The 26,213-nt window shown below is 60.6% G+C and carries 20 protein-coding genes and 1 pseudogene; 12 read left to right on the forward strand and 9 right to left on the reverse strand.

The window, feature by feature from the left end:
• Window positions 1-260 precede the first annotated feature (260 nt).
• Window positions 261-476: pseudogene (locus AB4Z20_RS13275) on the reverse strand (methyl-accepting chemotaxis protein); the annotation flags it as partial.
• 158 nt (window positions 477-634) lie between these two features.
• Between AB4Z20_RS13275 and AB4Z20_RS13280 the strand changes: the two are divergent.
• Window positions 635-823, forward strand: coding sequence for a hypothetical protein (locus AB4Z20_RS13280; RefSeq protein ID WP_003202135.1), 189 nt, complete (start codon window positions 635-637; stop codon window positions 821-823).
• 9 nt (window positions 824-832) lie between these two features.
• On the opposite strand, the gene AB4Z20_RS13285 is transcribed toward AB4Z20_RS13280, so the two are convergent.
• Entirely contained in the window at window positions 833-1,213 is a 381-nt protein-coding gene (locus tag AB4Z20_RS13285) for a fe2+ zn2+ uptake regulation protein (protein WP_253475038.1), read from the reverse strand.
• Window positions 1,214-1,508: 295 nt separating this feature from the next.
• Here AB4Z20_RS13285 and pvdQ point away from each other — a divergent pair, with 295 nt between their 5' ends.
• Window positions 1,509-3,857 carry a bifunctional acylase PvdQ gene (gene pvdQ / locus AB4Z20_RS13290; protein WP_258688105.1) on the forward strand — a complete coding sequence of 783 codons (2,349 nt, stop codon included), beginning with the start codon at window positions 1,509-1,511 and terminating at the stop codon, window positions 3,855-3,857.
• A gap of 341 nt (window positions 3,858-4,198) precedes the next feature.
• On the opposite strand, the gene AB4Z20_RS13295 is transcribed toward pvdQ, so the two are convergent.
• Both AB4Z20_RS13295 and AB4Z20_RS13300 read right to left on the reverse strand, forming a co-directional pair.
• Window positions 4,199-5,200, reverse strand: a complete 1,002-nt coding sequence (locus AB4Z20_RS13295; protein WP_320388660.1) for a FecR family protein — start codon at window positions 5,198-5,200, stop codon at window positions 4,199-4,201.
• 160 nt (window positions 5,201-5,360) lie between these two features.
• Entirely contained in the window at window positions 5,361-10,193 is a 4,833-nt protein-coding gene (locus tag AB4Z20_RS13300) for a dermonecrotic toxin domain-containing protein (RefSeq protein ID WP_442090065.1), read from the reverse strand.
• Between the two features lie 234 nt (window positions 10,194-10,427).
• Here AB4Z20_RS13300 and AB4Z20_RS13305 point away from each other — a divergent pair, with 234 nt between their 5' ends.
• Window positions 10,428-11,459, forward strand: coding sequence for an Ldh family oxidoreductase (locus AB4Z20_RS13305; RefSeq protein ID WP_214510341.1), 1,032 nt, complete (start codon window positions 10,428-10,430; stop codon window positions 11,457-11,459).
• A gap of 100 nt (window positions 11,460-11,559) precedes the next feature.
• Window positions 11,560-12,273 (forward strand): GntR family transcriptional regulator, encoded by a 714-nt coding sequence (locus tag AB4Z20_RS13310; protein WP_057450680.1) that lies wholly within the window; start codon window positions 11,560-11,562, stop codon window positions 12,271-12,273.
• 148 nt (window positions 12,274-12,421) lie between these two features.
• Here the strand turns inward: AB4Z20_RS13310 and AB4Z20_RS13315 are convergent, their stop codons facing one another.
• The gene (locus AB4Z20_RS13315; protein ID WP_253475021.1) at window positions 12,422-13,372 is read right to left on the reverse strand and encodes a PDR/VanB family oxidoreductase; all 951 of its coding nucleotides are present in this window, start codon (window positions 13,370-13,372) and stop codon (window positions 12,422-12,424) included.
• On the reverse strand, window positions 13,369-14,454 hold the full coding sequence (locus AB4Z20_RS13320; protein WP_253475018.1) for an aromatic ring-hydroxylating oxygenase subunit alpha: 1,086 nt from the start codon (window positions 14,452-14,454) through the stop codon (window positions 13,369-13,371). The genes AB4Z20_RS13315 and AB4Z20_RS13320 overlap by 4 nt, the downstream gene beginning before the upstream one ends.
• Window positions 14,455-14,734: 280 nt before the next feature.
• On the opposite strand from AB4Z20_RS13320, the gene AB4Z20_RS13325 reads away from it, so the two are divergent.
• The 3 genes from AB4Z20_RS13325 (at window position 14,735) to AB4Z20_RS13335 (ending at window position 17,219) form a co-directional block, all read left to right on the forward strand.
• Complete coding sequence (locus tag AB4Z20_RS13325; protein ID WP_003202104.1) at window positions 14,735-15,160, forward strand: GlcG/HbpS family heme-binding protein; 426 nt, start codon at window positions 14,735-14,737, stop codon at window positions 15,158-15,160.
• 565 nt (window positions 15,161-15,725) lie between these two features.
• Complete coding sequence (locus AB4Z20_RS13330) at window positions 15,726-16,562, forward strand: AraC family transcriptional regulator (RefSeq protein ID WP_018610404.1); 837 nt, start codon at window positions 15,726-15,728, stop codon at window positions 16,560-16,562.
• A 54-nt stretch (window positions 16,563-16,616) separates the two neighbouring features.
• Entirely contained in the window at window positions 16,617-17,219 is a 603-nt protein-coding gene (locus AB4Z20_RS13335; protein ID WP_253475015.1) for a LysE family translocator, read from the forward strand.
• A 62-nt stretch (window positions 17,220-17,281) separates the two neighbouring features.
• Here the strand turns inward: AB4Z20_RS13335 and AB4Z20_RS13340 are convergent, their stop codons facing one another.
• A complete protein-coding gene (locus tag AB4Z20_RS13340) occupies window positions 17,282-18,250 on the reverse strand; it encodes a class I SAM-dependent methyltransferase (protein WP_442090066.1) in 969 nt (322 codons plus the stop codon).
• Between the two features lie 107 nt (window positions 18,251-18,357).
• The gene (locus tag AB4Z20_RS13345) at window positions 18,358-19,041 is read right to left on the reverse strand and encodes a murein L,D-transpeptidase catalytic domain family protein (RefSeq protein WP_442090113.1); all 684 of its coding nucleotides are present in this window, start codon (window positions 19,039-19,041) and stop codon (window positions 18,358-18,360) included.
• A 162-nt stretch (window positions 19,042-19,203) separates the two neighbouring features.
• Between AB4Z20_RS13345 and AB4Z20_RS13350 the strand changes: the two genes are divergently transcribed.
• On the forward strand, window positions 19,204-20,766 hold the full coding sequence (locus AB4Z20_RS13350) for a L,D-transpeptidase family protein (RefSeq protein ID WP_442090067.1): 1,563 nt from the start codon (window positions 19,204-19,206) through the stop codon (window positions 20,764-20,766).
• A gap of 2 nt (window positions 20,767-20,768) precedes the next feature.
• Here the strand turns inward: AB4Z20_RS13350 and AB4Z20_RS13355 are convergent, their stop codons facing one another.
• Window positions 20,769-21,395: an NAD(P)H-dependent oxidoreductase gene (locus AB4Z20_RS13355; RefSeq protein ID WP_053179926.1), complete on the reverse strand. Its 627-nt coding sequence runs from the start codon at window positions 21,393-21,395 to the stop codon at window positions 20,769-20,771.
• Window positions 21,396-21,481: 86 nt separating this feature from the next.
• Between AB4Z20_RS13355 and AB4Z20_RS13360 the strand changes: the two genes are divergently transcribed.
• The 4 genes from AB4Z20_RS13360 to AB4Z20_RS13375 all read left to right on the forward strand — a co-directional run bounded on the left by AB4Z20_RS13360 (window position 21,482) and on the right by AB4Z20_RS13375 (window position 26,211).
• A complete protein-coding gene (locus AB4Z20_RS13360) occupies window positions 21,482-22,105 on the forward strand; it encodes a TetR/AcrR family transcriptional regulator (protein WP_253475006.1) in 624 nt (207 codons plus the stop codon).
• Window positions 22,106-22,649: 544 nt separating this feature from the next.
• A complete protein-coding gene (nirB, locus tag AB4Z20_RS13365) occupies window positions 22,650-25,211 on the forward strand; it encodes a nitrite reductase large subunit NirB (RefSeq protein WP_442090068.1) in 2,562 nt (853 codons plus the stop codon).
• Window positions 25,211-25,597 (forward strand): nitrite reductase small subunit NirD, encoded by a 387-nt coding sequence (nirD, locus tag AB4Z20_RS13370; protein WP_003202074.1) that lies wholly within the window; start codon window positions 25,211-25,213, stop codon window positions 25,595-25,597. The genes nirB and nirD overlap by 1 nt, the downstream gene beginning before the upstream one ends.
• A gap of 173 nt (window positions 25,598-25,770) precedes the next feature.
• Complete coding sequence (locus AB4Z20_RS13375) at window positions 25,771-26,211, forward strand: CBS domain-containing protein (protein WP_320388650.1); 441 nt, start codon at window positions 25,771-25,773, stop codon at window positions 26,209-26,211.
• Window positions 26,212-26,213: the final 2 nt, after the last annotated feature.

Here is a 26,213-nt window from a genome sequence, read left to right on the forward strand (position 1 = left end):
TGGGCCATGGATGGCCCTTCGCGGCGGCCCACGGAGCAATGCCGGAGTGAGGGCACACCGAGCCTAGGCGAGGTGCCGAGTGGTGGGGCAAAGCGCTTTTGGTTACTTTTGGCGCTCTTCCAAAAGTGACCCGCTGTAAGAGCGGAACCATAAGCCGCCGTTACCGCAGCAATGGATATGTACCCAGTCAACAACCCCCCGGGCCAACTGTCAGGCCGCTATCGCGAGCAAGCTCGCTCCCACAGGAGAATGGCGACGCCTCAGCGCACCTTGAACCGCCCCATGATCGCATTCACCCGCGTGTTGGCTTCCAGCAATTGCCGGGTATTGGCCTCACTGGCCAGGTCGCCGTCCACCAGCTCCTCCACCATGTGACGGATTTGCACCATGCTGCGATTGATTTCCTCGGTCACCGCGCTCTGTTGCTCGGCGGCGGTGGCGATCTGGGTGCTCAGGCTGTTGATAGGCTGATACGACGAAACATACATAATTCCTCATGATTAACCGCCGCGGTTGCGCGAATACGCTTCTTCGGCTGTACCATGGGACCCCGTTGGCAGCCCGCCATTCCCGCAATAGGGTATGGGCTTGGCGAGCCTTCGGATACAGAACGGATACATTCAGGAAATTGGTAATGACTCATTCACAACGTTTGAAATACTCGATTCTGATCGTCCTCGTCGTCCTGGCAATCATGCTTGGGCTGTCGTGGATGCAAGGCAAGGGCATGATCAGCGAGCAGCTGTTTCAATACATCGCCATCGCCGTGGCGGTCATCGTGGTGGTGATCAACGGCGTCATGCGGCGCAAGGTCAAGTCCTGAGCGCCGGCTTCAATCCTCGGCCTCAAGCACGGCCATCGCACGGGGGTGCAGGCAGTAGCTTTTATCCGGGTTGAGAGTAACGACGCCCTCGCTGCACAAGCGCTTCAACACCTCGCGCACGCTGAGAAAGGACAATGGAATGTCCAGCCCCAACAACTGGCTGTGCACCCCGCGCACGCCCAAGGGGCGGTTTTCCTGGGCGGCCTTGAGCAGCGCGTCGATGACTTTGAGGCGAATCAGGCTGGTCCTGAGCCCGAAGCTCTTGAGCAAGCGCCTGATGTGGTCATTGCCGCCTCGCTCCGCCGGCCTGTCGAATACACGGTGGGGGGCGCTCAGCGAGACGCCGGTCGCCCTTGGCTTGCCCTCCATGGGCAGTTGCGCGTTACGCATGCAAAAACTCCTTACCAGCCTGATCAGAAAAGGTCACGGATACTCTCCTGTAATAGGACGAACGAGGACGCACAATCATGAGGACCATGATGTGAAAAAAATGCCTTTGCTGCGTCAAACCCCCACATTCAAAAGGCCGCCAGCCATTAATTTTTTTTCATCCGGTTCGTTTTCAAGGTAGGCACATTCCGGTTCAGCAAGCGGCATGTGATTTCCCAGGCGGGTCGAGTGTTTGTCTTCTGTCGCACCGGTAGCCGTCCTGGTTTCTGAAGTTTTATCAGGAGTGAATGTGAGAATGTCCGGGCAGTTATCGAGGATTGGCCTCGCAGGCGCTTTTCTGGGGATCGCCCTCGGGCTCAGCCCCGTGGTCAATGCGCAAGACGATGGGCAGCAGGCCAGTGCCGAAATCCGTCGAACCCGTTTTGGCGTACCGCATATCCGGGCCCAGGATGAACGCGGGCTGGGTTATGGCATCGGCTATGCCTATGCCCAGGACAACCTGTGCCTGTTGGCAAACGAGATTGTCACGGTGAACGCCCAACGCTCGCGCTATTTTGGGCCGGAGCAGGTCACGGTCGAGCAGCGGGAGAACCGCGTCAGCGATCTGTTCTTCAGCTGGCTCAACACGCCGCAAGCGGTTTCCGGTTTCTGGCAGGCCCAGACGCCTCAAGTGCAACAACTGGTCGAAGGCTACGTGGCGGGTTACAACCGTGCGCTGGTCGAGCGCAAGGCCAAAGGCCTGCCCGAACAATGCGCCAGTGAGTGGGTGCGGCCGATCACGGCGCTGGACCTGGTCAAGTTGACCCGTCGGTTGTTGGTGGAAGGCGGCGTCGGCCAGTTCGCCGAGGCCCTGGCCGGCGCGCAACCGCCCCAGGCGACCGCGCTTGGGGGCACCCCGGTCACCGGTTTCGCGGCCGCCGCAACCCGGCAGCAGCGTTTTGCCCTGGAGCGTGGCAGCAATGCACTGGCCATCGGCAGCGAGCGCTCGTTCAACGGCCGCGGGATGTTGCTGGCGAACCCCCATTTTCCGTGGCTGGGCGGCATGCGTTTCTACCAGATGCACCTGACCATTCCCGGCAAGCTGGACGTCATGGGCGCGGCGCTGCCAGGTCTGCCGATGATCAACATCGGTTTCAGCCAGCACCTGGCCTGGACCCACACCGTCGACAGCTCGAAGCATTTCACCCTGTACCGCCTGCAACTCGACCCCAAGGACCCGACCCGCTATCTGCTCGACGGCAAGTCTGTGCCGATGAACCAGCAGACGGTTGCGGTGGACGTCAAGCAACCTGACGGCCAGGTGCAGACGATTTCCCGAGTGGTCTATGGCTCGCAGTTCGGCCCGATTGTGCAATGGCCTGGCCGGCTGGACTGGGATAACCGGTTCGCCTACAGCCTGCGGGACGCGAACCTGGAAAACGATCGTGTGCTGGCGCAGTGGTACGCCATGAACAAGGCGGTCACGCTCAAGGATCTGCAGGACGCCGTCCATAAGATCCAGGGTATTCCCTGGGTCAATACCCTGGCGGTGGACGACCAGGGGCAAAGCCTTTACATGAACGTGTCGGTGGTGCCGAACGTCAACGCCGAGAAGCTGGCCCGGTGCAGCGATCCTCGGGCCGGGTTGCGACTGATCGTGCTGGACGGCTCTCGCAGCGAGTGTGCCTGGGGCATCGATTCCAAAGCCGTGCAAAAAGGCACCTATGCCGCCGACAGGCTTCCGCAGTTGCTGCGCCGCGATTATGTGCAGAACTCCAACGATTCGGCCTGGATGGTCAACCCTGCGCAGCCGCTGTCCGGTTACTCCCCGTTGATCAGCCAGCAAGGCCAGCCCCTGGGACTGCGGTCGCGTTTTGCGCTGGACCGGATCGGCCAATTGGCCAAGAGCGGGCCGGTGAAGGTTGAGGATTTGCAGCGCATGGTCATGGACGATCAGGTTTACCTGGCTGACCAGGTGATGCCGGACCTGCTCGGCGTGTGCGCCGGTGACCTGGGGGCTGACGCTTCGGCATTGGTCGAGGCGTGTGCCAGCCTCAAGGCCTGGGATCGCAAGGCCGGCCTGAAGAGCGGACTGGGGTTCGTGCATTTCCAGCACATCATGGACCGGTTGCAGGCGGTGCCTGATTCATGGCGCGTCGCGTTCGACCCCAAAGACCCGCAACACACACCGCGTGGCCTGGCGATCGAGCGGCCAGCCGTGCTCAAGGCCGTGCGCGATGCCATGCTGGCTTCGGTGGAGACGGTGAAGGTCGCCGGCTTGTCGAAGGACAGCCAATGGCAAGACCTCCAGGTGGCCAGCAGCGGCGGCCGACAGACACCGATTCACGGCGGTCCCGGGGAGCTGGGCATCTACAACGCGATCCAGAGTGTGCCCGGGGCGAACGGCAAACGGGAGGTGGTCAGCGGGACCAGTTATCTGCAAGTGGTGACGTTTGACGGCAAAGGTCCGCAGGCCCAGGGGTTGCTGGCATTCTCCCTCTCCAGCGACCCGGCATCGCCCTATTCGGCGGACCAGACCCAGGCCTTTTCGCAGAAGCAGTGGAGTGTGCTGCCATTCACCGAACAGCAGATCAAAGCCGATCCGCACTATCAGGCGTTGATTATCCGCGAGCGTGATGAGACGGGCAGGGTGGCGACGCAATAGCTGCTGGTGAGCAGTCGGCTGACCCGGCGCTTTCGCGAGCAAGCTCGCTCCCACAGGGGATTTGTGTTGGCCGGGAAACCGCAGGCTGGCACCGATCTTATTTGTGGGAGCGAGCCTGCTCGCGATGACGGCGGCACATTCAACATCGAGGCAAGCTGACCCGGCGCTTTCGCGAGCAAGCTCGCTCCCACAGGGGATTTGTGTTGGCCGGGAAACCGCAGGCAGGCACCGATCCTATTTGTGGGAGCGAGCCTGCTCGCGATGACGGCGGTACATTCAACATCGAGGCAAGCTGACCTGGCGCTATCGCGAGCAAGCTTTGTTCCCACAGAGAAAAGCTTTCAGTTAGTGGCCGGCCGTTGCCCGACGGAGTTGAGGACCGGGTTGCCATCCTTGTTCTGGGTCAGGTAGACCGGCAGGACTTTGGGCAGCGAAGGCACCAGGTTCTGTACTTCGCTGATGTTGTAGACACCACCGATACGCAGGCCACCGGTGCTGTTGTCGGCCAGCATGACGGGGCGGTCAAGGTAGCGGTTGATCAGCGGCAGTGCATCGCTCAGGGCAAGGTTATCCAGCACCAGCTTGCCGTTGCGCCACGCCAGCGAACTGTCATTGGCGTCTGTATCACGAACTTGTGGTTGTTGGTCGCCCGCCTTGTAGCTGGCTTGCATGCCCGGGGAAAGCGGCAGGCCGTCACGGGTGAGAGCCTGGTTGCTGGTTACCCTCACCGAGCCCTCCAGTAGCGTGATCCGTACCTGGTCCTGGTACATCCATACGTTGAAGCGTGTTCCGGTCACACGCACCTGGCCTTGGCCGGCCCGAACGACAAACGGGTGCTGTTTGTCATGACTGACGTCAAAAAACGCCTCACCCTTTTTCAGCGTCACCCGGCGTTCGTTTTTGTAGTTGGCAAATACCAGCTCACTGCCAAGGTTGAGTTCGACCTGGCTGCCGTCACCCAGGGTGACATGACGTACGCTGGCGCCCGCTTCGAAGCGCTGGTAGGAATTGGCAACCCAGCCCAGGTTCCAGCCGGTGTAAGCGGCCAGGGGCATGCCCACTACTAACACCGCAGCGGCGACCGCCAACCGGCTCCAGCGCGACCGGGTGCGGCGTACTCGAGCAGTCGGCGTTGCCTCGACACGCGGCAGATGATCGGCAACAGCCCAGATCTCCAGCATGGCTTCGTATTCGAAAGCATGCAGGGGTTCGGCATCGTGCCATCGCTTGAACGCCTGCCGTTCGGCATCGGTGCAATCGGCGGCATGCAAGCGCATGCACCAATGGGCAGCGGCATCGGTAATGGCGTCGTATTCGGCTTCCGAGAGGGGATGTTCGGTCATTGACTCTTCCTGGTTTGCCGCATTCTAACCTTCGGCATGAGCTGCCGAGAACAACCGTCATGGCGTTTACGCATCAATGAGCCTGTTTTTTTACTCAAGCACTCGTTGTCGCCTACCGTCGCATACATTGCGTGAAAAAAAGATCAACCACCCAAACCCTTTACGGCAGGGTAATTTGCTGTGATGGAGTGGGGTCGAGTTGGCGTCCCAATTCACAAATCAAGAGTGTGAGCGAGTCTGCGTTGCGAAGTATGACGTCGATGCGCTTCTCCGGCAAAAGCGGGTCGAGGAACGCGTCACGCGCTTCGTTCATGTTTTTGGCGCCGGTTATTTTCAGGACCTCCCGAGCCGTCTCCCTGTATCCAAATACATGCTCCATGCTTTTGTACGTATTGTCTTTATCATCCCATTGCGTAAACAATTTCGATTTCGGGGTGCTCAACGAAAGCCCATCCTGTTGCAGTCCTTTTTGCGTTTCATATTTCTCCCTTCCTAGATGAGTGGCTGTTGAAATCAAGTCCAGGAACGGCAGTGCCGCATCCAGGTAGATGATATCGACTGTATTGAAAAGCTGATGGGAGACTTCATGGATGAACGTCGCTCCCTGGGCATGAGCGTCGACATTGAAGGATTCCGGTACAACGGATCTATACCAATCCAATCCCATGTCGAAGAAAAACTGGGTGATATAAATTCTCCCGACGGCTGCTGGTTCGAGCACAAAGGCTGTGGCTCTATCTCCCAGCTGTTTAAGGCTGCCGACAATGATGCGGTCCGCATTCTGTTGTGCCCAGGAGGGGTTGGCCAATGCTTGGCATATCGGTGAAATCGCCGCCTCAATTTTGCTGATAAGACGGGCGTCGACGCTGTTGACCCCAAAAAACAATCTCAGGAAATGATCCAGCCGAGAGCCCGCAAGTGGTTGTCGCTTGAATTGCTCGAAGTTGTGAAGGGCGTTGGATGAGTAGAACCTCGCGGTCTCCAGTGCCTGCACGATCGCATTTGCCCGGTACGGATATTTCCTGCGTATCTCGGCCATGCCCCGTGCCTCAATGTTCAACGAACCTTTGGCCTTGAAGTCGCTATAGGTGATGGCCATCTTCGACCCGGCCTTGCCGAATCGAATGGTTTGGCGTTGCGGGTCGATTTCCCATGTCCGGCCGTCCGGGGACTTTTTCAATAAAGGCCCTTCACCGTGTTCGTGAATGATTCGCCAGGTCTGGCCGGCTTTTGCCACTTGATAGACCTTGCCGGCGAGTGGGATAAAAGACTTGCCATTCGCCGCGACCTTATAGATCCCGTCGCTCAGGTTCAGTTGAAGATTCGAGAGGCTGACGTCCGAGGCTTCGAAGACCTGGAGGTCGGTGCGCATCGGAGCCGTGCACGCGATGTCCTTCCAGTTTGTCGCGGGTGTAGCGCTTCCAGAAGCCGGTCCGATAGGGTCGAGAAGACCGAATGTATCCTCGCGGTTCAAGAAGCCAAGCAAGACCATCTCCGCGGCGCCTGCGATAAAATTGTGCAGGCCTGTTTTCCAGTCATGCTGTTGCAAGGCTTCGGCTGAGCCCCTGAAGTCCTGATAACTCTCCCAGAGCGTTTCCAGGAAAGTCAGTTTGGCCGGTAACTGTCTTCCCAACATCCTGACCCCGGAGCTGAACAGATGCAGCACCGTTGCCCAATCGGACTGACGATGGTCCTGGTTTTGCGCGGTCAACATATCTGCCAGCAACGCTGTGTTGTCGTCATACAGCGTATGCAGAATATTTGTATTGATGGGGCTGAAGCCGAGGGTCATTTCCGATTGTTTTCCGCGCGTGGCTGCGAAGAGATTTTTGAACGTGGCTTGTTGGTCCTGGGGAAGCCGGCGAATCAACAAATCCTGGAGTGCGCCGGGCGTATTGAATGCCGCGACGATGCTCGCTTCATCCTTGAACTCCTGTAACAGCTCGCCGTCATGGTAGGGCGAATACAGGACGTGAGGGCTGGTTGCATCGGTAGCCGAACTGAACAGGTAAAGCCCCAATGCTTTGATCGCAGCACCGCCTTCGGTTTTGATCAGCTCCAAAGGGCGGAAGAATGCGCTGACGCCCTCGACCGCTTGACGAGCGATGGCGTCCGGCATGTCCATGACTTGCCGGAACAGATCGAATGCCGGAGGGGAAAGGTGTTGCTGGAGATACCGTGCGTGAGCGTACTGCAACAATTGCCATGGCAACTGTTGCCGAAAGCGCCGCTTTCTCGGCTGGACATCCACAATGCTGCCGGAAAGTGCTTGGGTTACATGTTTTTTATAGGTGGTAGGGATATCCAGCGACGACAACATTTGCCGTACGGCGGTCTCGCTCAAACCATCGGGCAACGGCTGCGTGGATGTTGACGAAACCTTGAAACCCTTTTCGGTCACCTCGATGTGATTCAACGCAAAATCGGTCAGCGAGCTGGCCGGTCCCACGATCGCGAGGTTGGGCGTGATCTGGATCGTTTCGGGGTTCAGGTTTTTCTGAGGAAAGCGCGCGTCCAATAGCGTTTGCAGTGTTTTATGCACATAGGTGCGCAGGGGCTCGATACCGTCCAGGTAATCCTTGCCATCGGACACGCTGTTTTTATATTGCTCAAGCACTTCTACGTGCAGGCGTTTTTCTTCAAGGGACGCAGTGCCAAGCCAGGCAGGTAGTTTCTGTTGGCGTTCATTTGCCTGAGCGATAGCGGTAGCGCGTTTCAGATTGGTGGGGGCGCCTTTGTTCAGGAGCGCCTGAAGACTGTTGACCAATGCCGATCCGGTCAGTTGCCAATCACCGGTTTTTAATGTGCTCAGATAGCCATACTCGGCCTCAAAGTATTTGATAAACGAACTCATCCGATTGATCAGTACGTTGTCGTCGATCAATTCATAGGCCTGGAGTTGGTAGCGCCTATGGGGCAGGCGTTGAGTGACCGGTAAATTTTCAAGCAATGCAAAGCGTCTTTGGGAGTCGAGCAGATCTTGATTCAATTGCCGGGTGGTCACCTCTACGGAAGGAAAAGCCCGCAAGCCATCGGCAGGTGTCCAAAGGATCGCCATGCCTGAGTGGGGAGTATCTAGCCCCCCACGCTCGGTTAATAAAAAACAATTGGCGAGTGGCAGCAGGACCGTTCGGCCTTCATCGCCACAGGCGAGCGTCAACGAATAGACATCCGGCCGAAAGCCCCTGACCGTTTTGCGTTGCGCGCGGTCCGGGTAGTCTGGGTCGTAGACGAAAACTGTTCTGATCAGATTATTTGCAATCGACGGCAGACTCGAACCAAGCTCCCTGAGTTCGGCCTCGGCGCGGATACCCAAAGAAAAAACACTGGTCAGCTCAGCCAGTAGCGGCCTGAGCCCGTTGTGCAGCGAAACGTTGGGGGACGTTGGTAACTGACGAAAGAGACTGTCGAAAGCCTCTTCCACATCGGTATAGCTCTTGCCCCTTTTTTCCAGTTGATCAGCCATGAAATTGGATGGGCGCAGGTCCCCATGGAACGCGGGACGCGTTCCCCAATGTCCGGCGGTTGGCTGCGCCAACAGTCGCTTGCTGATGAAAGCGCGTATATCCAGCGCCTTGTCGATGAGCGAGTGGATGTCGACATCGGCCTGGCGAGACATCTCCAATGCGTAATGGAAGTTGTTCTTCTGCTTTTCAATTATCGCGCTTGCCAGGGTTTCGGCGACCGGTAAGTCCAGTGACTTGCCCGAAAGCTGCGGCTCATCGAAGCGCTGGAAGCGGTTACGCTCTTCCAGGCTCAAGAGGCTATAGATTTTCTCTTTTTCTACAGTGCTTGCGGATTGACCGTACAACCTGTCCTTGAAGCCCGAATAGTTGGTTATCTTTTGAACACCGTCGAGGGGCGTATAAAGATAATGCCCCTTGGCGCTGATCATCATGGAGCCGGCAAGCTCCACGTAGTTCGGTTCATATTCCCAGAGTCGAATCGTTTCGATGAACAGCAGCGTTTCGTCTCGGCGAGAGGGACGGAATAACCGAAGCAGCTCACGACTCTGCTCATCCGTCAGTTGTCCTTTCTCCCGTTCGATCAGGATGGACGCCCATAACTCATCGTGAATGACGCGAGATAGAAGTTTGCGTCGTGACATATAGAAAGAGGCGGCTCTTCCCTCCCAGAAGGCATCGATGCAGCTGATCAGCGTTGGAATCAGTGTTGTGGCAATGTCTTTTATGATGTTTTCCCATTGCTGCGGACTGTAGGACGATGCGGGCGTACCCGGATGAGTCAGATCAATGTCATGCCCGGCACGCCACCCCTGGTGATGGAAGTAGTCCAGGACTGCATCGCTCAGTGGGATGCTTTCCGTCACCGGGATTGCCTTTGGATCTTGCGGGTGAATCTCCTTGGTGAACGCCACGCGGATCTGTCGATGATCCAGGTCCGGCAGCGCCTCGTTCAATACCTGGTCAAGCATCGATCTTAACGAGGGCAATTTGATCAGTTCCTTCACCATGGCCAAGGCATTGAGGCTCTGGGCGTGCTCGATGGATTCGAGCTGGGTCTTGAAAACATCCTCCTCTATGAGTTGCCGGGTCTGCCTGATGTCGGTGGTGCTGTTCAGTTCGCTGCGTTGGGAAATCGACAAGAGACGAAACAGGTCGTCGCGTTGCGCAGTGTCCCGGCGCATCCGGTCAATCTTTTCTTCGACGGATGCCAGGTTGTCGAATTTTTCGATGCCCCCCCTTGGCGTGTAGAGGAACACCGGGTGGGTGCTGGTTTCGCTGCTGTTAGACGAGGTGCTGAGGACAAAGCAGCCGGCCAGCGCAATGGGCGGTTTTTCATCGGCTTGCAACAGAATGGTTTCGGCGAACATCGAGGGTGTCTGCGCTGCGCGCTGTGTGTGGCCGGGCAGGGCGATGTGCTGCAACCAGTCGAGGTCTGTCTGCGTCAGGCCATGGGTGGCGGTTAATTCGTCCAGGCGATGGGCGTGCAATACCTCGGGAAATAAAAGTGGCGTGGTTTCAGTGAGCATCGTTGCTTCTCGATCAGGGCGCCTCAAAACGGCGCGAACGTGGAGGAAGCCACCAGACTAGGCAACGATAAATGAGCAAAGGTGGTACATAGTTACCGCATGCTGGTGTTCGACCTGCCAGGCCGGGCAGATGCCGTGGACAAGGATTGACAGTGCGCGCCTGAAACGGTGTTTAATCACCCGGCGGGTCCCTTTACGCTGTTGCTACCTCCAACAATCATTCTGGAGCTTCAGATGTCTGCGCCATCCGATCATGCCGCTTCTTGCACCTTGTCTTTCGATGCTCTGGTGAGCTTGCTGGAGAAAATTTTCCTGCGTCATGGCACGTCGACCGAAGTCGCTCGGTGCCTGGCTGAAAACTGCGCCGGGGCCGAGCGTGACGGCGCCCACAGCCACGGGGTGTTTCGCATTCCCGGTTATGTCTCGACGCTCGACAGCGGTTGGGTCAACGGCAAGGCCGTGCCAGTGGTCGAGGACGTCGCTTCAGGGTTTGTCGCGGTGGACGCCGGCAACGGGTTTGCCCAGCCCGCCCTGGCCGCCGCGCGTCCATTGCTGGTGGCGAAGGCCCGCAGTGCCGGTATCGCCATCCTGGCCATTCGCAACTCCCATCACTTTGCCGCCCTCTGGCCGGATGTCGAGCCGTTTGCCTATGAAGGCCTGGTGGCGTTGAGTGTGGTCAACAGCATGACGTGTGTGGTGCCCCATGGCGCGGACCGCCCGTTGTTCGGCACCAACCCCATTGCCTTCGCCGCACCACGGGCTGACGGTGAGCCGATTGTCTTCGACCTCGCCACCAGCGCCATTGCCCACGGCGACGTACAGATTGCTGCACGCAAGGGCGAGTTGTTGCCTCCAGGAATGGGCGTGGACAGCCTCGGCCAGCCGACCCGCGACCCCAAGGCGATTCTCGAAGGTGGAGCGCTCTTGCCGTTTGGCGGGCACAAGGGCTCGGCGCTGTCGATGATGGTCGAGTTGCTGGCGGCAGCCCTGACTGGCGGCAATTTTTCCTTCGAGTTCGACTGGCACAACCATCCGGGTGCCAAGACCCCGTGGACCGGTCAGTTGTTGATCGTGATCGACCCGAGCAAGACCGCCGGGCAAAACTTTGCCGAGCGCAGCCAGGAACTGGTCAGGCAGATGCATGGCGTCGGGTTGCGGCGCTTGCCGGGAGACCGTCGCCATCGCGAACGCAGCAAATCCAATGAGCATGGGATTAGCTTGGACGAACAGACCTTGGCGCAGTTGCGCGAGTTGGCGGGGATTTGAACAACCCGCTGTGGCGGCCAGCCTGGCTGCCACTGCCTTGCCGTGACACGCTGCGCCAAGCCTTCTACTATGACGGCTTCTTTTCTGTGGAATCGCCTGGATGAGTAAGCCCGGCCAAACGGTGCTGGTTGCGCTGCGCAAGATGATCGCCTCGGGCGAGTTGGCCGCTGGCGAGCGCTTGATGGAAATCCCCACGGCCGAGCTGTTCGGCGTTTCGCGCATGCCGGTGCGCATGGCGTTCCGCACCCTGGAGCAGGAAGGGTTGCTGGTGCGCTTCGGCGGACGAGGTTTCCAGGTGCGCTCGGTCAGCGCCGAGCAGATCGCCGGAGCGGTGGAGGTGCGTGGCGTGCTGGAAGGCCTGGCGGCACGGCAGACGGCCGAGCACGGTTTGTCTGAAAAGGCCCGCGCGATACTCGAGCAATGCCTGGTGCAGGGCGATGAACTGTTCGCCAAGGGCTATGTGACCGAGGACGACCTGGAGGTCTATCACGACCTCAACATGCGTTTTCACCAAGTGATCGTCGAAGGCAGCCACAACCCGGCGATTGCCGATGCCCTGGCCCGCAACGATCATCTGCCATTCGCCTCAGTCACCGCCCTGGCGGTGGATCGCCAGAACATGGCCGGCGAATTTCGCCGCTTCAACTATGCCCATATGCAACACCATTCGGTGTTCGACGCCCTGATCAACCGCCAGAGCGGCCGCGCCGAGGCAATCATGCGCGAGCATGCCAACGCGACCCTGCGCTACGCCGAAGTGTTCGGCTCGACGCTGGCTGACGAGCGGATGACGGTGATTCTGCGTTCGGAGTAACCCGCCCGGTTGCAGATAACAGCTGGATTGTCATTCACCACCAATCCCCTGTGGGAGCGAGCTTGCTCGCGAAAGCGGTGGGTCAGTCACCATCAATACTGCAGAGCTGACGCCATCGCGAGCAGGCTCGCTCCCACAATGTCCTGTGTTAGAGGTCGAGTACCAGGATCGGTGTCTTGGACCTGGAACAACACGGCGTGAACTGGTCGTTGCAGGCCTGTTCAGCCTCGGTCAGAAACATGTCCCGATGCTCAGGCACACCTTCCAGCACACGGGTCAGGCAGGTGCCGCAGACACCTTGTTCGCAGGAGATCGGAATCTCGATGCCATGGCGCTCCAGCGCCTGCACCACACTGCAGTCCGCTGGCACGTCGAACACTTGGCCGCTGCGGGCCAGCTTGACCGAAAAACTGCCATCGGCACGGGTGTCGGTAGGGGCGGCGGCAAAGTATTCGCGGTGCAGGCAGGCTTCCTGCCAGCCCTGGCTCTTGGCGGTGTCGAGAATGTGTTGCATGAACCCGCCAGGGCCGCAGACGTAGAGGTGCCCGTCGTCACTGGGCGCGGCCAGCACCCTGGCGGCGTCCAGCAGGGTTTCAGGTTCTTCATCGAAATGCAGGAAGACCCGGTCGGCATAAGGAGACTGGCGCAGGCGCTCGACAAAGGCTGCACGGTCTCGGGCGCGAGCGCAGTAATGCAGCTCGAACGCCGCGCCGCTCTGGGCCAGGTGCTCGGCCATGCACAGGATCGGCGTAATGCCGATGCCTCCGGCAAACAGCAGGCTGCGCCGGGCTTGCGGGGCGAGAGCGAACAGGTTGCGCGGTTCGCTGATATGCAAGCGCATACTTGGCTGGATCAGCTCATGCAGGCTGCTCGAACCACCGCGGGACGCCGGATCCTTGAGCACGCCGATGAGGTAGCGGTGCCGCTCCTCGGGATGGTTGCACAGCGAGTACTGGCGAATCAGCCCGCCAGGCAAGTGCACATCGATATGGGCGCCGGCGGTGAAGGCCGGCAACAGCTGACCATCGACACGCATCAATTCGTAGCTGCAGATATCGAGGGCTTCGTTGTGTCGCGCCGCGACCTGGACTTCGATCATGACCGTTGCTCCACCTGTTGCGGTTGATGGCTGCTGGCGATCAGCCCGGCCTGTGCTTCCCGTTCCCGTGCGAGCCAGCGCTCCAGTACCCGGCGAGACTGTACGCCGCCAGCGTCGATGTTGAGTTTGAGCAAATTGCGTTGGGGATGGTCCAGCAGGTTGCGCTGCTGGCGTTCGAGCATTTCCAGGTCTTCGCTGAAAATCTTGCCCTGGCCTTCGCGAATGGACGCGGTGAGGGCGTCATCCTGTGGTTGGAAGTGCCGGGCCATGCCCCAGAAGTACCAGATCGACGTCTCGGTTTCCGGCGTGATGAAATCCACCACGATGCTCGACGCCTTGAATTGCGGCGCGGCGTGATAGCCGCCGTTGCCAGCATGGGCCACGCCGACTTCGATCAGCACATGGCTGGGCGGGGTGAAACGGCAGATCTGCCAGCGGTCCACCGGCACGTCGTCGGCCAGGTTGTTGCCGCGCAAAGCCATGCGCCAGAACGGCGGGGGCATGATGTTTTCCATGTGCCGGGCGGTGACCACTTCATCGCCGTCGACCGTGGTCACCGGCGGCGCCTCGTCGATTTCCTTCTGGCCGATGCTCGAGGCATGGACGTAGGTTTCGTGGGTCAGGTCCATCAGGTTGTCGATCATCAGGCGATAGTCGCACTGGATATGGAACAGGCCGCCACCGTAGGCCCACTCATCGCTTTCAGCCCATTCCAGATGATGGATCAGCGCCGGGTCGGCCTGCGCCTGGTCACCGGGCCAGACCCAGATGAACCCATGGCGTTCCTGTACCGCAAAGGTCTTGTTGCAAGGGAAGCCTCGTACCCGTTGCCCCGGCATCTCGACGGTCTTGCCGTCGCAGCCCATCACCAAGCCGTGATAGCCGCACACCAGGTTGCCGTTTTCGACGTAGCCCAAGGAGAGCGGGGCGCCGCGATGGGGGCAGAAGTCTTCCACCGCCGCGACCTTGCCTTCATGCCCCCGGTAAAAAACCATCTTCTCACCACAGATCTGGCGACCCAGGGGCTTGTCGGCGATTTCATCGGGGGTGCAGGCAACGTACCAGGCATTTTTGGGGTACATGAGGGATCTCCAGGCGGATGTTGTTCTTGTCTGTGGATCCATTAACTCTCTTAACTAATTTCATTGTCAACGGTTTTGCCGTGTTTACGGACAATTGGTTGATGTGGTGGATCCATTGATATGAAATGGATGTTCGTGCCCCCGCGGTAGATCGCCGGCCCCCGGGCTTCAATGAACCGCTGGATGTGCGCTATGGTTCGCAGAAGGAAATATTCCTCGGCTTGCTGGGCGGGCGCCTGATTGTCTCGCGGGCCTCCTGTGGCATAGCACGGAGTGATCCATGAAAACCAAAGCGGTATTGACTGAGCAGGACGTTGCGCAATTGCTGGTGGCGGCCAAGGAGCTGGCTCACCAGCGTCAATGGGCGGTGTCGGTTTGTGTGGTGGACGACGGTGGTCATCCCCTGGGGCTGCTGCGCCTGGACGATGCCTCGCCGTTGTCGGCCTATATCGCCACCGAAAAAGCCCGCACGGCCGCCATGGGGCGGCGTGATAGCAAGGTTTTCGAAGACATGATCAATGGTGGTCGTTACGCGTTTCTCAGCGCTCCGCACCTGCAGGGGATGCTTGAAGGTGGGGTGACCATTCGTCATGACGGCCAGTGCATTGGTGCCATCGGGGTGTCAGGGGTCAAGGCTGAGCAGGATGCTGAATTGGCTCGTTTGGCGGTGGAGACGGTGTTGCCAGCGATCACTCCGGATGCCTGAGGTGGGATCGGGCGGTTTTGTTGATCGGGTACATATCCATTTTCGCGGTAACGGCGGCTTAGGGTTCCGCTCTTACAGCGGGTCACTTTCGAAAAGCTCGGAAGCCGGCCCAGTCGAAAGTAACCAAAGCGCTTTTGCCCACCACTCGGTGCCTCGCCTACGTTCGGCCAGCGTGGTTAACGGGGCGCCTGAGATCAACGTCCACCGCGAGGCGGCCTAACAGCCGACCTGGCTCTCCCGGTCGTACACCCGTTAGATCTGTGGGAGCAAAGCTTGCTCGCGAAGACGGTGGCACATTTAATGTTGATGCAAGCTGACCCACCGCTATCGCGAGCCAGCTCGCTCCCACAGAGGGATTTGTGCCGAACACAAGTTTTTTGCCCTCTGAAGATCCAGTGTGGGGGCGAGCTTGCTCGCGATAGCGGTGGGGCAGTTACAGATGCATCTACAGACCGAACGCCATCGCGAGCAGACCCGAATGCCACAAGGCTTGCACAAATCTTCCAGACACTCTCCTCATCAGCAGTTAATCTGCCAAGAGCACATTCACCAAGCGGGATAGGGCATGACGGCGCGCAACTGGATCGATCTCAAGCAGGACGCCACGTCCGGGATCGAGACCGTGCGCGCGCATTTCGAGGGGCATGCCTATGATCCCCACTGGCATGACGCCTATCTGGTGGGCGTGACCGAGCAGGGCGTGCAGCAGTTTCATTGCCGCCGCCAGCAGCACAACAGCACGCCGGGCAAAGTGTTCCTGCTCGAGCCCGGCGAGCTGCATGATGGCAATGCCCCCCACGACCACGGGTTTACCTACCGCACGTTGTACCTGGAGCCTCAATGGCTGGAGCGCGAATTGCGTTCCTTGTTCGACGTGGCGCCGGACAACGCCCAGTTGGGGTTTGCCGCGACCCTGACCGACGATGCGCGGCTGGCGAGTGCCACGGCCATGGCCTTCCAGAGCCTGCACGAGCAGGAGATCCGCATCGTGCGCCAGACGGCCCTCGATACGCTGTTGGCCAACCTGACCCAACACCTGCACTGGCGGGCGCGGATCAACCCGGATCCGCGGCTGCCATTGGTGGCGCAGCAGGCCCGGGATTATCTGCACAGTCACCTGAGCGAAGACATCGGCCTGGATGACTTGGCGCAGGTCACCGGCGTGGATCGTTTCCGCCTGACCCGCGCGTTCAAGGCGGCTTTTGGCCTGGCGCCCCATGCCTATCTGATCCAGTTGCGCCTGGCCCGCGCCCGGCGCCTGCTGGCGCGTGGCGAGAGTGCCGTGGCAGTGGCGGCCATGCTCGGTTTTGCCGACCAAAGCCACCTGGGCCGCTGGTTCCAGCGCGCCTATCGCCTGAGCCCGGCGGACTACCGCAAGCGCTGCTCAATTGTTCCAGACTGACCACGGCTTCATGGGGATGATCAAGCCATCGATCATTCACCGAGATGTTGCTCCATGGACCAGTTACTGCCGTTTGCCTTGTTCGCGTTTGTCGCCTCCATCACCCCGGGCCCGACCAATATCCTGGTGCTGAGCCATAGCTCGCGCTTCGGCCTGGCAACCACCTTGCCGATCATCCTCGGCGCCTGCGCGGCGGCGGCCTTGCTGGTGCTTCTGGTCGGCACCGGGTTGGGAGACGTGTTGGCGCGCCATGCCACGATTCAGACGCTGCTCTCCTGGGCGGGCATTGCCTGGTTGAGTTGGATGGCCTGGCAGATTTTCAGCGCCCCGGCCCAGGCCATCGACCCGGATCGGCCGGTCGAAGGCCCGCGGCTGGGCCTGGCGGGGGCTGCCGGTTTGCAGTTGGTGAACCCGAAAACCTGGATGATGGCATTGGCGGTGGTCAGCGTCTTCGCGGGGGCGGAGGCCGACCGCACCGTGCGGGTCCTCTGGCTGTCCTTGGCGTTCTTTGCCATTTCGATCCCGTGCATGACCGTCTGGGCCTACCTGGGCCGCGGCGCCGCCAGGTTCTGCCGTTCCGCCGTGGCGATGGGCCGATTCAATCGGGTCATGGCGGTGATGCTGCTGGTGTCGGCGTGGTTGACCTTGGTGGTTTGAGTCTCTAGGGCGCTTGCTCCCGCTGGGCTGCGTAGCAGCCCCTTTTGGTGAGCGCTTCGCACTCAAGCGGGAGCAAGCTCCCTCGCCACGGGCGCCGTCGTCTTGAAGACCAGGGCCTTGAGGCCACACTCCAGATCGACGTCAGGAAATTCCGGCGGATTTTCCAGGCGTTTCTCGAAGACCAGCCCCGGCGCTTGCTGGGTAACGCCGTCGATGAGGAAGTCCGGGCCGGTGGCCGGGTCGTTGCTGCAGGCCAGGACTGTGCCGTGGGCCGTCAGCAGTTCCGGCAGGCGGCGCAATACCCGCTGGTAATCCTTGGTCAGCAGGAAGCTGCCTTTCTGGAAGGTCGGCGGATCGATGATCACCAGGTCGTACGGGCCACTGTTGATCACCTTGCCCCAGGACTTGAACAAGTCGTGGCCGAGGAAACTTACCTGGCTCAGGTCGTGGCCGTTCAGGCGATGGTTGTCGCGGCCTCGGCTCAGGGCCGCACGGGACATATCCAGGTTGACCACATGCTGCGCGCCGCCGGCAATGGCCGCCACGGAGAAGCCGCAGGTATAGGCGAACAGGTTCAGCACCCGCTTGCCACTGGCGTTGGCCCGCACCCAGTCGCGACCGTAGCGCATGTCGAGGAACAGGCCGTTGTTCTGCTTCTTGCCCAGATCGATCCGGTAGCGCAGGCCACCTTCGGTCAGGGTCCATTCGTCAATGGGTTCGCCCACCAGCCATTGGGTGAGGCTTTGCGGCAGGTAGCGGTGCTGCAACGCCAGTGTATGGGCCTTGCTGTGTTGCCAGGCCGGCGACGTAGTGAGCGCCAGCAGTGTTGCGATCAAATCGTCCAGGTGCGTCGGTTCAGGCTCCTTGAACAGCGAGACCAGCACCACCCCTTGCAACCAGTCAACCGTGATCTGCTCCAGGCCTGGCCAGCAGCGTCCGCGGCCATGGAACAGGCGCCGGGTTTCTTCCGGCGCCGATTCCAGGGCGGTCAGCAAATGGGCGTGAAGGGTTTGAAGGGCTACGCAATTCATTCAGGCAACGCCAGGGATTCGAAAGGCCGGCATTTTAACCGCAGGCCACCCCGGCGCAATCCCTGTGGCGAGGGAGCTTGCTCCCGCTCGGCTGCGAAGCAGCCGCATCAACTACCGCTTGTAGTCAAAATGCTGGCAACCTGTTGCGGCTGGCAGTTGAGATAGGCCGAACGCTTGAGCCAACCCGGGTCCGGGTACCAGGAAAACATGAATTGACCGCCCTTGAGCTTGTCGATCACCTGGCGCGCCACCTGCGGGCGTACGGCAGGGCAGCCCTGGCTGCGCCCGATACGGCCCTGGCGCACGCTCCACAACGGGTTCACGTAGTCGGCGGCATGGATCACGATTGCCCGATCACGGGCCTGGTCATTGAAACCCGGCTCCAGGCCGTCCATGCGCAGCGAATAGCCGTGGGTGCCCTGGTAGCTTTCCTGGGTACGAAACAGGCCCAGGCTGGATTGATAGCTGCCCAGGCGATTGGAGAATTGTGTCGCGAAGTTTTCCCCGGATTTTTGCCCGTGGGCCACCAGGTCACGCAATACCAGTTTCTGCTGACGCAGGTCGAAGATCCACAGGCGACGGGCCGTGGAGGGTTGCGAGTAGTCGATGACCGCCAGGTGGCGGGCCTGGCTGGCACCATTGGCGACCGCGCATTGCATGGCGCTCAAGGCACTTTTGAGCGCCAGGGGATTGAGTTCCGGCGCTGCGTGGGCGAGGCTGTTGTAAAGCGTTTGCGAATTCGTCTTCTTTTCGGCCAGTGCCGGGCTGCAAATGACGCCCAGGCCCAGCATGACCAGACAGAATCGGCGCAAAAAGCCCTGTACAGGCGAAGCGTTTCCAGCATGGTGTTCGTTCGCGGCATCCCGTCCGATTTCGTTTGTTTGCATGATGGCGGGTCGTACCTGTCGCAAAATTCACCGTCAACGAGACGGCCATGGAGTGGAGTAAAGCAGTTGTTCAAAAAGTCCGCATGTTACCTGAGCCTTTTATTGCTCACTGCGCCATTGGTCGCGACAGCCGAAGACAGCGATCCGGCGCTCGTGCAGACCACCCTGGCGCAATTGGCGGTCGCGTGTCCAAAAGTAGCGACGAGTGTCGACTTTCCGACGTTGCTCGACTTGCAGGCGTTCTATCAGCAAAACGCAGGCCAGCAAGCCTGGACGGACGACGAACGACGGATGGCGTTGCAGGTCCAGTTGCAACAACTGGCCGACGACGGCCTGGATCCAACCCGCTATAGCCTGCCGGCCCAGGGGGCAGACCAGGGCGCTCATTGTGTCGACATCGCCATCAGCCAGCGCTACCTGCAAGCCTTGCATGACCTGCGTTTCGGCTATTTGCCCCAAGACCGGCTGGAACCGGTATGGAAGGCCAACCCGCCGCCACAGGACCACCCGGCCGTGGTGCTGGCCATCGCCGGGCTGGGCCTGCAGAACGTCGCCAGTGCCTTTGAACAGGCCCGGCCGAACCTGGACCTTTATCGCAACCTGCGCGGCCTTTATGCCCGCCTGCGGCAACAACCTTTATCCAACTGGCAACCCGTGCCCGGCGGGCCGTTACTGCAACCGGACAAGCAGGACGCCCGCGTCCCCGCCCTGGCCCAGCGACTGTTCAACGAGGGTTACCTGAGTACACCACCGCTGGTGACCGACGAGCACTACAGTCCCATGCTGGTGGAGGCGATGAAGAGCTTCCAGCTCCAGCATTCGCTGCAGGCCGATGGGGTGGTGGGGCCGTGGACCGTGACCGAGCTGAACATCAGCCCGGCCATACGCCGCGAGCAGTTGCGCATCAACCTGGAACGCATGCGCTGGCTGGCGCAGGACGTGGAGGCCGATAGTGTCCTGGTCAACGTGGCGGCGGCCCAACTGACGGTTTACCAAGGTGGCGCGCCGGTCTGGCAAACCCGCACCCAGGTGGGCCGTGCGCAACGGCAGACACCGTTGCTCAAGTCCCATGTCACCCGACTGACGCTCAACCCGACCTGGACCATCCCCCCAACCATCATGCGCGAAGACAAACTGCCCGAGATCCGCCGTGATCCGGAGTTTCTCAACCGCTACAACCTGCGGATTCTCGACAGTGAAGGCCAGCCGTTGCTGGCGGAAGATATCGACTGGGAACATCCGGGCAACCTCATGCTGCGCCAGGATCCAGGTCCGAAGAACCCGTTGGGCAAAATGGCGATCCGCTTTCCCAATCCGTTCTCGGTGTATCTGCATGACACCCCGAGTCAGGCGCTGTTCAGCAAAGGCCCGCGAGCCTTCAGTTCAGGTTGTGTGCGGATCGAGCAAGTGATGAGCTTGCGCGACCTGCTGGTCAGCCCGGCCGAACGCGCACGTACCGATACGCTGCTGGCTACCGAGACGACCCATGAATTCCGGTTGGCCCGGCCCGTGCCGATCCTGCTGGGGTACTGGACAGCACAAGCGGACAGCCAGGGCCAGCCGGTGTACATCCCGGATATCTATGCTCGTGACGCGACACTGTCTGCTGCCCAGGGTCGAGCACTCTGAGGTCACGCGCAGGCGGTGGCGGCGTGTGTGGTCTCGTCGAGCGTCGTGAACAGCCGCTGGCCGATAACGCTGGCGGCCTGCAAATGCTGGTGCGGATCGACGGTTTCCGATTCGAGCAAACGTTGGGAGCTCACCACGCGGGCGCCGCAGTAATCGAAAATGCCATGGTCGATCTGCGTGGTCATCGCCTCACCATAGCCGTGGCGCTGGAAGCTGTCGGCATCGGCGCCGCCAACTGCCACCAGATGCACCCGCAAGTGCTGCAGTTGTTGGACAAACGGCTTGTCGAGGCTGAAATCGAATGCCCAGCCGTTGGAAAACACCCGGTCGATCCAGCCCTTGAGCAGCGCCGGCATGGACCACCAGTAAATCGGATAGACCAGCACCAACGTATCGGCACGATCGATCCTGGCTTGTTCGGCCAGCACATCCGCGGGCGGCAAGGCTTCGCGGTGGTGAACGGCATGGTCGGCGAAGCTGAAGCGCGGATCGAAGCCTTCGGCGGCCAGGTCGGCGATCTCGAACGTATCGGCGGGGTTGGCGCGGGTGATGCCCTCGGCGATTTTTCCGGCCAGGCTGTGGGTGAGGGAACGAGGGTCGTGGTGAGCCACAACGATCAGTGCATGCATGGCGAAACTCCTTCTGGTCACGCAGTCTGGAAGACAGGTATGCTGGGTTAAGTTACGGTTAGTAAGTTACGGTTGGTAAAGTTAGCATGTCAAGCACTGACGAAAATCCGCAGTCTTCACCTCGTCGTCGTTTATCCCGGCATGACCGGCAGCGACAATTACTGGATGTCGCCTGGCGACTGGTGCGGGAGGAGGGCAGCGACGCCCTGACATTGGCCCGGCTGGCGGATCAGGCGGGGGTGACCAAGCCCATCGTCTACGACCACTTCATCACCCGGTCCGGGTTGCTGGCGGCGCTGTACCAGGATTTCGACGCCCGCCAGACCGCGTTGATGGACGCAGCCCTGGACGCCAGCGAAGCCACCCTGCAAAGCCGCGCGACGGTGATTGCTTCGTCCTACGTCGAATGCGTGCTGTTGCAGGGCCGAGAGATCCCTGGGGTGATCGCGGCGTTGACCAGCTCGCCGGAACTGGAACGTATCAAGCGCGAATACGAGGGGATTTTCCTCGACAAGTGCCGTGCCGTGCTGGAACCGTTCGCCGGCACGAAGGGCATCACTCAAGCCGGTTTGCGAGCGATGCTGGGAGCGGCGGAGGCCTTGTCCAATGCCGCCGCCAGCGGGGAAATCAGCGCTGGCGAGGCGAAGGAAGAACTGCTGGTCAGTATCGTTGCGATGGTGGATAGGACCGCCAATATCCCCTCAAACTGAACCACCGCTATCGCGAGCAAGCTCACCACTTACCCCTGTGGGAGCGAGCTCGCTCGCGATGGCGGCGGCACATCCGGCATCTTTACCCACTGACCGACTGATATCGAGAGCAAGCCTCTCCTGAGGGCGGGCTGCACTTTTATGAAGCTGCAGGCGGGGTGATCGCACCATCGCAAGGCAGTTGGCGGTGCTTGCGAAACGGCGGCGGGCGCCGGTTGGCTTGCGGTGACTGAGCTGGCCTCTTCGCGGGCAAGCCCGCCCCCACAGGGGATTGTGGGTGAACGGGAGGGCGTGAATAAGCGGGGACGCAGGTTTGGCACGCTCGCTGCAAGAGGCTACCCAGGCCCACCGCGAACACAGTCGAGTGGGCAGCCCCGTCGGTCAACGAAGATCGAGTGCCAGCAGGCCGGGGGACAACGGTAGGTCAGGGCGCAGTCGCCGGGCCGATACCGCACAGAACAGGCAAAGACGCCTGGAACCGCAAGGTTTCAGGCGTCTTTTTTTTGCTTTCAAAATCGTGATGGGCTTTTGTCGGGTGCTTTTTATGAATTCCAACGTTGCTTCTCTGAACAAGCTGCAAACGCTGATCGTGATCGGCAATGGCATGGTCGGCCATCACTGCGTCGAGCAACTGATCGAGCGCGGTGCCCTCAATCATTACCGTGTGCATGTGTTCAGCGAAGAGCCGATGCGTGCCTACGACCGTGTGCACCTGTCCGAGTACTTCTCGGGCCGCGATGCCGAGTCCCTGGCCCTTGGCGAAGCGTCGCTGTACCAGACCCCCGGCGTGACGTTGCACCTGGGTGTGCCGGTGCTGGAAATCGACCGTGACGCGCATCAAGTGGTGACCGCCCATGATCGCCTTCACTACGACAAACTGGTGCTCGCCACCGGTTCCTACCCGTTCGTGCCACCGATTGAAGGCGCCGAAGGCAATTCGTGCCTGGTCTATCGCACCCTGGAAGACTTGGACGCGATCCGCGCCGCCGCCAGCAATGCCCGTCGTGGTGTGGTGGTCGGCGGGGGCCTGCTGGGGCTGGAAGCGGCCAATGCCCTCAAGACCCTGGGCCTTGAAGCCCATGTGGTGGAGTTCGCCCCCCGGCTGATGCCGGTGCAATTGGATATCCAGGGCGGCTTGGCCCTCAAGGCCCGTATCGAGAAGCTGGGTGTCGGCGTGCACCTGTCCAAGGGAACCCAGTCCATCGGCGCCGGTGAGCAGTACCGTTATCGGATGAACTTCGGTGACGACGATTTCCTGGAAACCGACCTCATCGTGTTTTCCGCCGGCATCCGTGCCCAGGATGCCTTGGCGCGCCAAAGCGACCTGCAGATCGGCCCGCGCGGTGGCGTGGTGATCGACGACCATTGCCAGAGCAGCGACCCAGACATCTACGCCATCGGCGAATGCGCGGCCTGGAACGGCAGCATTTTCGGCCTGGTCGCCCCGGGCTACCAAATGGCCCGCAATGTCGCGGCCCGGCTGTGCGGCGAAAGCGCTGAGGCCTTCACTGGCGCGGACATGTCGACCAAGCTCAAGTTGCTCGGTGTGGACGTTGGCTCCATCGGCGACGCCCATGGCAACACCCCGGGGTCGCGCAGCTTCCAATTCATCGACGAAACCAGCGCCAGCTACCGGCGACTGGTGGTAGCCGCCGACGGCAAGCGTGTGATCGGCGCGGTGCTGGTGGGCGACAACAGCTACTACGACACCTTGCTGCAATACATGCAGAACGGTATCGCCTTGCCCAAGGACGCTGCCAGCCTGATCCTGCCCTCATCCGCAGGCGCCCCGACCCTGGGCCCGGCGGCGTTGCCCGAAACCGCCACTCTCTGCTCGTGCCACAACGTCACCAAGGGCTCGATCTGCTCGGCCATCGACGGTGGCTGCACTGATCTGGGCCAGCTCAAATGCGACACCAAGGCCGGTACCGGATGTGGTGGTTGCGCGGCCCTGGTCAAGCAAGTGTTCGAGCATGAGTTGACTGCCCGCGGCGTCAGCGTCGACAAGAGCCTGTGCGAACATTTCGCCTACACCCGCCAGGAGTTGTATGCGCTGGTGCGGGTGGAAGGCATCATCAGCTTCGACGAACTGCTGGCCAAGCACGGTCGTGGTCACACCGGTTGCGACCTGTGCAAGCCGGCGGTGGGCTCGATCCTGGCGTCGTGCTGGAACCAGCCGATCATGGACCCGTCCCTGGTGCCGTTGCAGGACACCAACGACACCTTCATGGCGAACATGCAGAAAAACGGCACCTACTCGGTGGTACCGCGTATCGCCGGTGGGGAAATCACCGCCGACAAGCTGATCGCCATCGGCGTGGTCGCCAAGAAATACGACCTCTACACCAAGATCACTGGCGGCCAGCGCATCGACCTGTTCGGCGCCCAGTTGCACCAGTTGCCGGACATCTGGGCCGAGTTGATCGAAGCCGGTTTCGAAACCGGGCATGCCTACGGCAAATCCACGCGCACGGTGAAATCCTGCGTGGGCAGCACCTGGTGCCGCTACGGCGTACAGGACAGCGTGCAGATGGCCCTGACCATCGAGGATCGCTACAAAGGCCTGCGCTCGCCGCACAAGCTCAAGTTCGCGGTGTCCGGTTGCACACGCGAGTGCGCCGAGGCCCAGAGCAAGGACGTCGGCGTGATCGCCACCGAGAAGGGCTGGAACCTCTACGTGGCCGGCAACGGCGGCATGCGTCCGCGTCACGCCGAGCTGTTCGCCACGGACCTGGATGACGCCACGCTGATCCGCTACATCGACCGCTTCCTGATGTTCTACATCCGCACCGCCGACAAACTGCAACGGACCTCGGTCTGGCGCGAAAGCCTGGAAGGCGGCCTGGACTACCTCAAGGACGTGATCATCAACGACAGCCTGGGCCTGGGCGCCGAGCTCGAAGCGCAGATGCAACTGGTGGTCGACCGCTACGAATGCGAATGGGCCAATGCCCTCAAGGATCCGGACAAACTCAAGCGTTTCCGCACCTTCGTCAACGACGGGCGCGGCGATCCGGATGTTCACTTCGTCAGGGAACGCGGCCAGCGTCGGCCGGTTCACGCCCACGAACTCCACCTGATTCCCGTTACCGAGGAGGTGCTCTGATGAGCCAGTCAAACGTCGTTCGTATTCCTGTCCGCGATGTTGCCCAAGAACCGCTGCAATGGCGTGCCCTGTGCAGCCGCGAGGACCTGGTGCCCAACTCTGGCGTGGTCGCCTGGCACGACGGTAGCCAAGTGGCGTTGCTGTACCTGCCCGAGCATCAGGACAAACCGCTGTACGCCATCGACAACCGCGACCCCAAGTCCGGTGCAAACGTCATCGGCCGTGGCTTGCTGGGCAGCATCAAGGGTGACCTGGTGATTGCCTCGCCGATGTACAAGCAGCATTTCCGCCTGGAAGACGGCCATTGCCTGGAATACCCGGAGCAAAGCCTGCGGGTGTGGCCGGTGCGGCTCAATGGCGACGTGGTGGAGATTGGCGAAGACTGATCTGCGCAATCGCTGCGTTCGTGGTGCTTTTGTGGTGCTTTTGTGGCGAGGGAGCTTGCTCCCGCTGGGCTGCGGAGCGGCCCCAAGCCTTTGCGGTCGCTGCGCAACCGAGCGGGAGCAAGCTCCCTCGCCACAACAGCGGGTCAGATTTTATTGAAATGTGGGGATGAACAATGAAGACCGCCGCCCAACTGGTAAGACTCAAGAGTGTGCAGAACCAGCAGGTCCACAGCATCGCACCGGAGCAGACGGTGCTCGAAGCGCTGCAGATCATGGCCGAGAAAAATGTCGGTGCGCTGCCGGTGATCGAGGACGGCCAGGTGGTGGGTGTGTTCAGCGAGCGGGACTACGCGCGCAAGATGGTGCTCAAGGGGCGTTCATCGGTGGGGACGACGGTACGCACCATCATGAGCGCGCCGGTGGTCACCGCCGACTGCCAGCAGAGCATCGACCGCTGCATGGAAGTCATGACCGACAGCCACTTGCGGCACCTGCCAGTGCTGGATAACGGGCAGTTGATCGGCCTGCTGTCCATTGGTGACCTGGTGAAAGAAGCGATTGTCGAGCAGGCGGATTTGATCCGGCAGTTGGAACACTACATTCGCGGGCACTAAAC

The sequence above is a fragment of the Pseudomonas sp. KB_12 genome (assembly GCF_052114545.1).
GTDB lineage: Bacteria > Pseudomonadota > Gammaproteobacteria > Pseudomonadales > Pseudomonadaceae > Aquipseudomonas > Aquipseudomonas brassicacearum.

Excerpts from the sequence above, each read along its gene's own strand:
- AB4Z20_RS13355 (WP_053179926.1), bottom strand. The coding sequence starts at position 21,395 with ATGCATGCACTGATCGTTGTGGCTCACCACGACCCTCGTTCCCTCACC.
- AB4Z20_RS13295 (WP_320388660.1), bottom strand. The coding sequence starts at position 5,200 with ATGACCGAACATCCCCTCTCGGAAGCCGAATACGACGCCATTACCGAT.
- AB4Z20_RS13285 (WP_253475038.1), bottom strand. The coding sequence starts at position 1,213 with ATGCGTAACGCGCAACTGCCCATGGAGGGCAAGCCAAGGGCGACCGGC.
- AB4Z20_RS13280 (WP_003202135.1), top strand. The coding sequence starts at position 635 with ATGACTCATTCACAACGTTTGAAATACTCGATTCTGATCGTCCTCGTC.
- AB4Z20_RS13315 (WP_253475021.1), bottom strand. The coding sequence starts at position 13,372 with ATGATCGAAGTCCAGGTCGCGGCGCGACACAACGAAGCCCTCGATATC.
- AB4Z20_RS13360 (WP_253475006.1), top strand. The coding sequence starts at position 21,482 with ATGTCAAGCACTGACGAAAATCCGCAGTCTTCACCTCGTCGTCGTTTA.
- AB4Z20_RS13345 (WP_442090113.1), bottom strand. The coding sequence starts at position 19,041 with ATGCTGGGCCTGGGCGTCATTTGCAGCCCGGCACTGGCCGAAAAGAAG.
- AB4Z20_RS13340 (WP_442090066.1), bottom strand. The coding sequence starts at position 18,250 with ATGAATTGCGTAGCCCTTCAAACCCTTCACGCCCATTTGCTGACCGCC.
- AB4Z20_RS13310 (WP_057450680.1), top strand. The coding sequence starts at position 11,560 with ATGAGTAAGCCCGGCCAAACGGTGCTGGTTGCGCTGCGCAAGATGATC.
- AB4Z20_RS13335 (WP_253475015.1), top strand. The coding sequence starts at position 16,617 with ATGGACCAGTTACTGCCGTTTGCCTTGTTCGCGTTTGTCGCCTCCATC.
- AB4Z20_RS13325 (WP_003202104.1), top strand. The coding sequence starts at position 14,735 with ATGAAAACCAAAGCGGTATTGACTGAGCAGGACGTTGCGCAATTGCTG.
- nirB (WP_442090068.1), top strand. The coding sequence starts at position 22,650 with ATGAATTCCAACGTTGCTTCTCTGAACAAGCTGCAAACGCTGATCGTG.
- AB4Z20_RS13330 (WP_018610404.1), top strand. The coding sequence starts at position 15,726 with ATGACGGCGCGCAACTGGATCGATCTCAAGCAGGACGCCACGTCCGGG.
- pvdQ (WP_258688105.1), top strand. The coding sequence starts at position 1,509 with ATGTCCGGGCAGTTATCGAGGATTGGCCTCGCAGGCGCTTTTCTGGGG.
- AB4Z20_RS13305 (WP_214510341.1), top strand. The coding sequence starts at position 10,428 with ATGTCTGCGCCATCCGATCATGCCGCTTCTTGCACCTTGTCTTTCGAT.
- AB4Z20_RS13300 (WP_442090065.1), bottom strand. The coding sequence starts at position 10,193 with ATGCTCACTGAAACCACGCCACTTTTATTTCCCGAGGTATTGCACGCC.
- AB4Z20_RS13320 (WP_253475018.1), bottom strand. The coding sequence starts at position 14,454 with ATGTACCCCAAAAATGCCTGGTACGTTGCCTGCACCCCCGATGAAATC.
- nirD (WP_003202074.1), top strand. The coding sequence starts at position 25,211 with ATGAGCCAGTCAAACGTCGTTCGTATTCCTGTCCGCGATGTTGCCCAA.
- AB4Z20_RS13375 (WP_320388650.1), top strand. The coding sequence starts at position 25,771 with ATGAAGACCGCCGCCCAACTGGTAAGACTCAAGAGTGTGCAGAACCAG.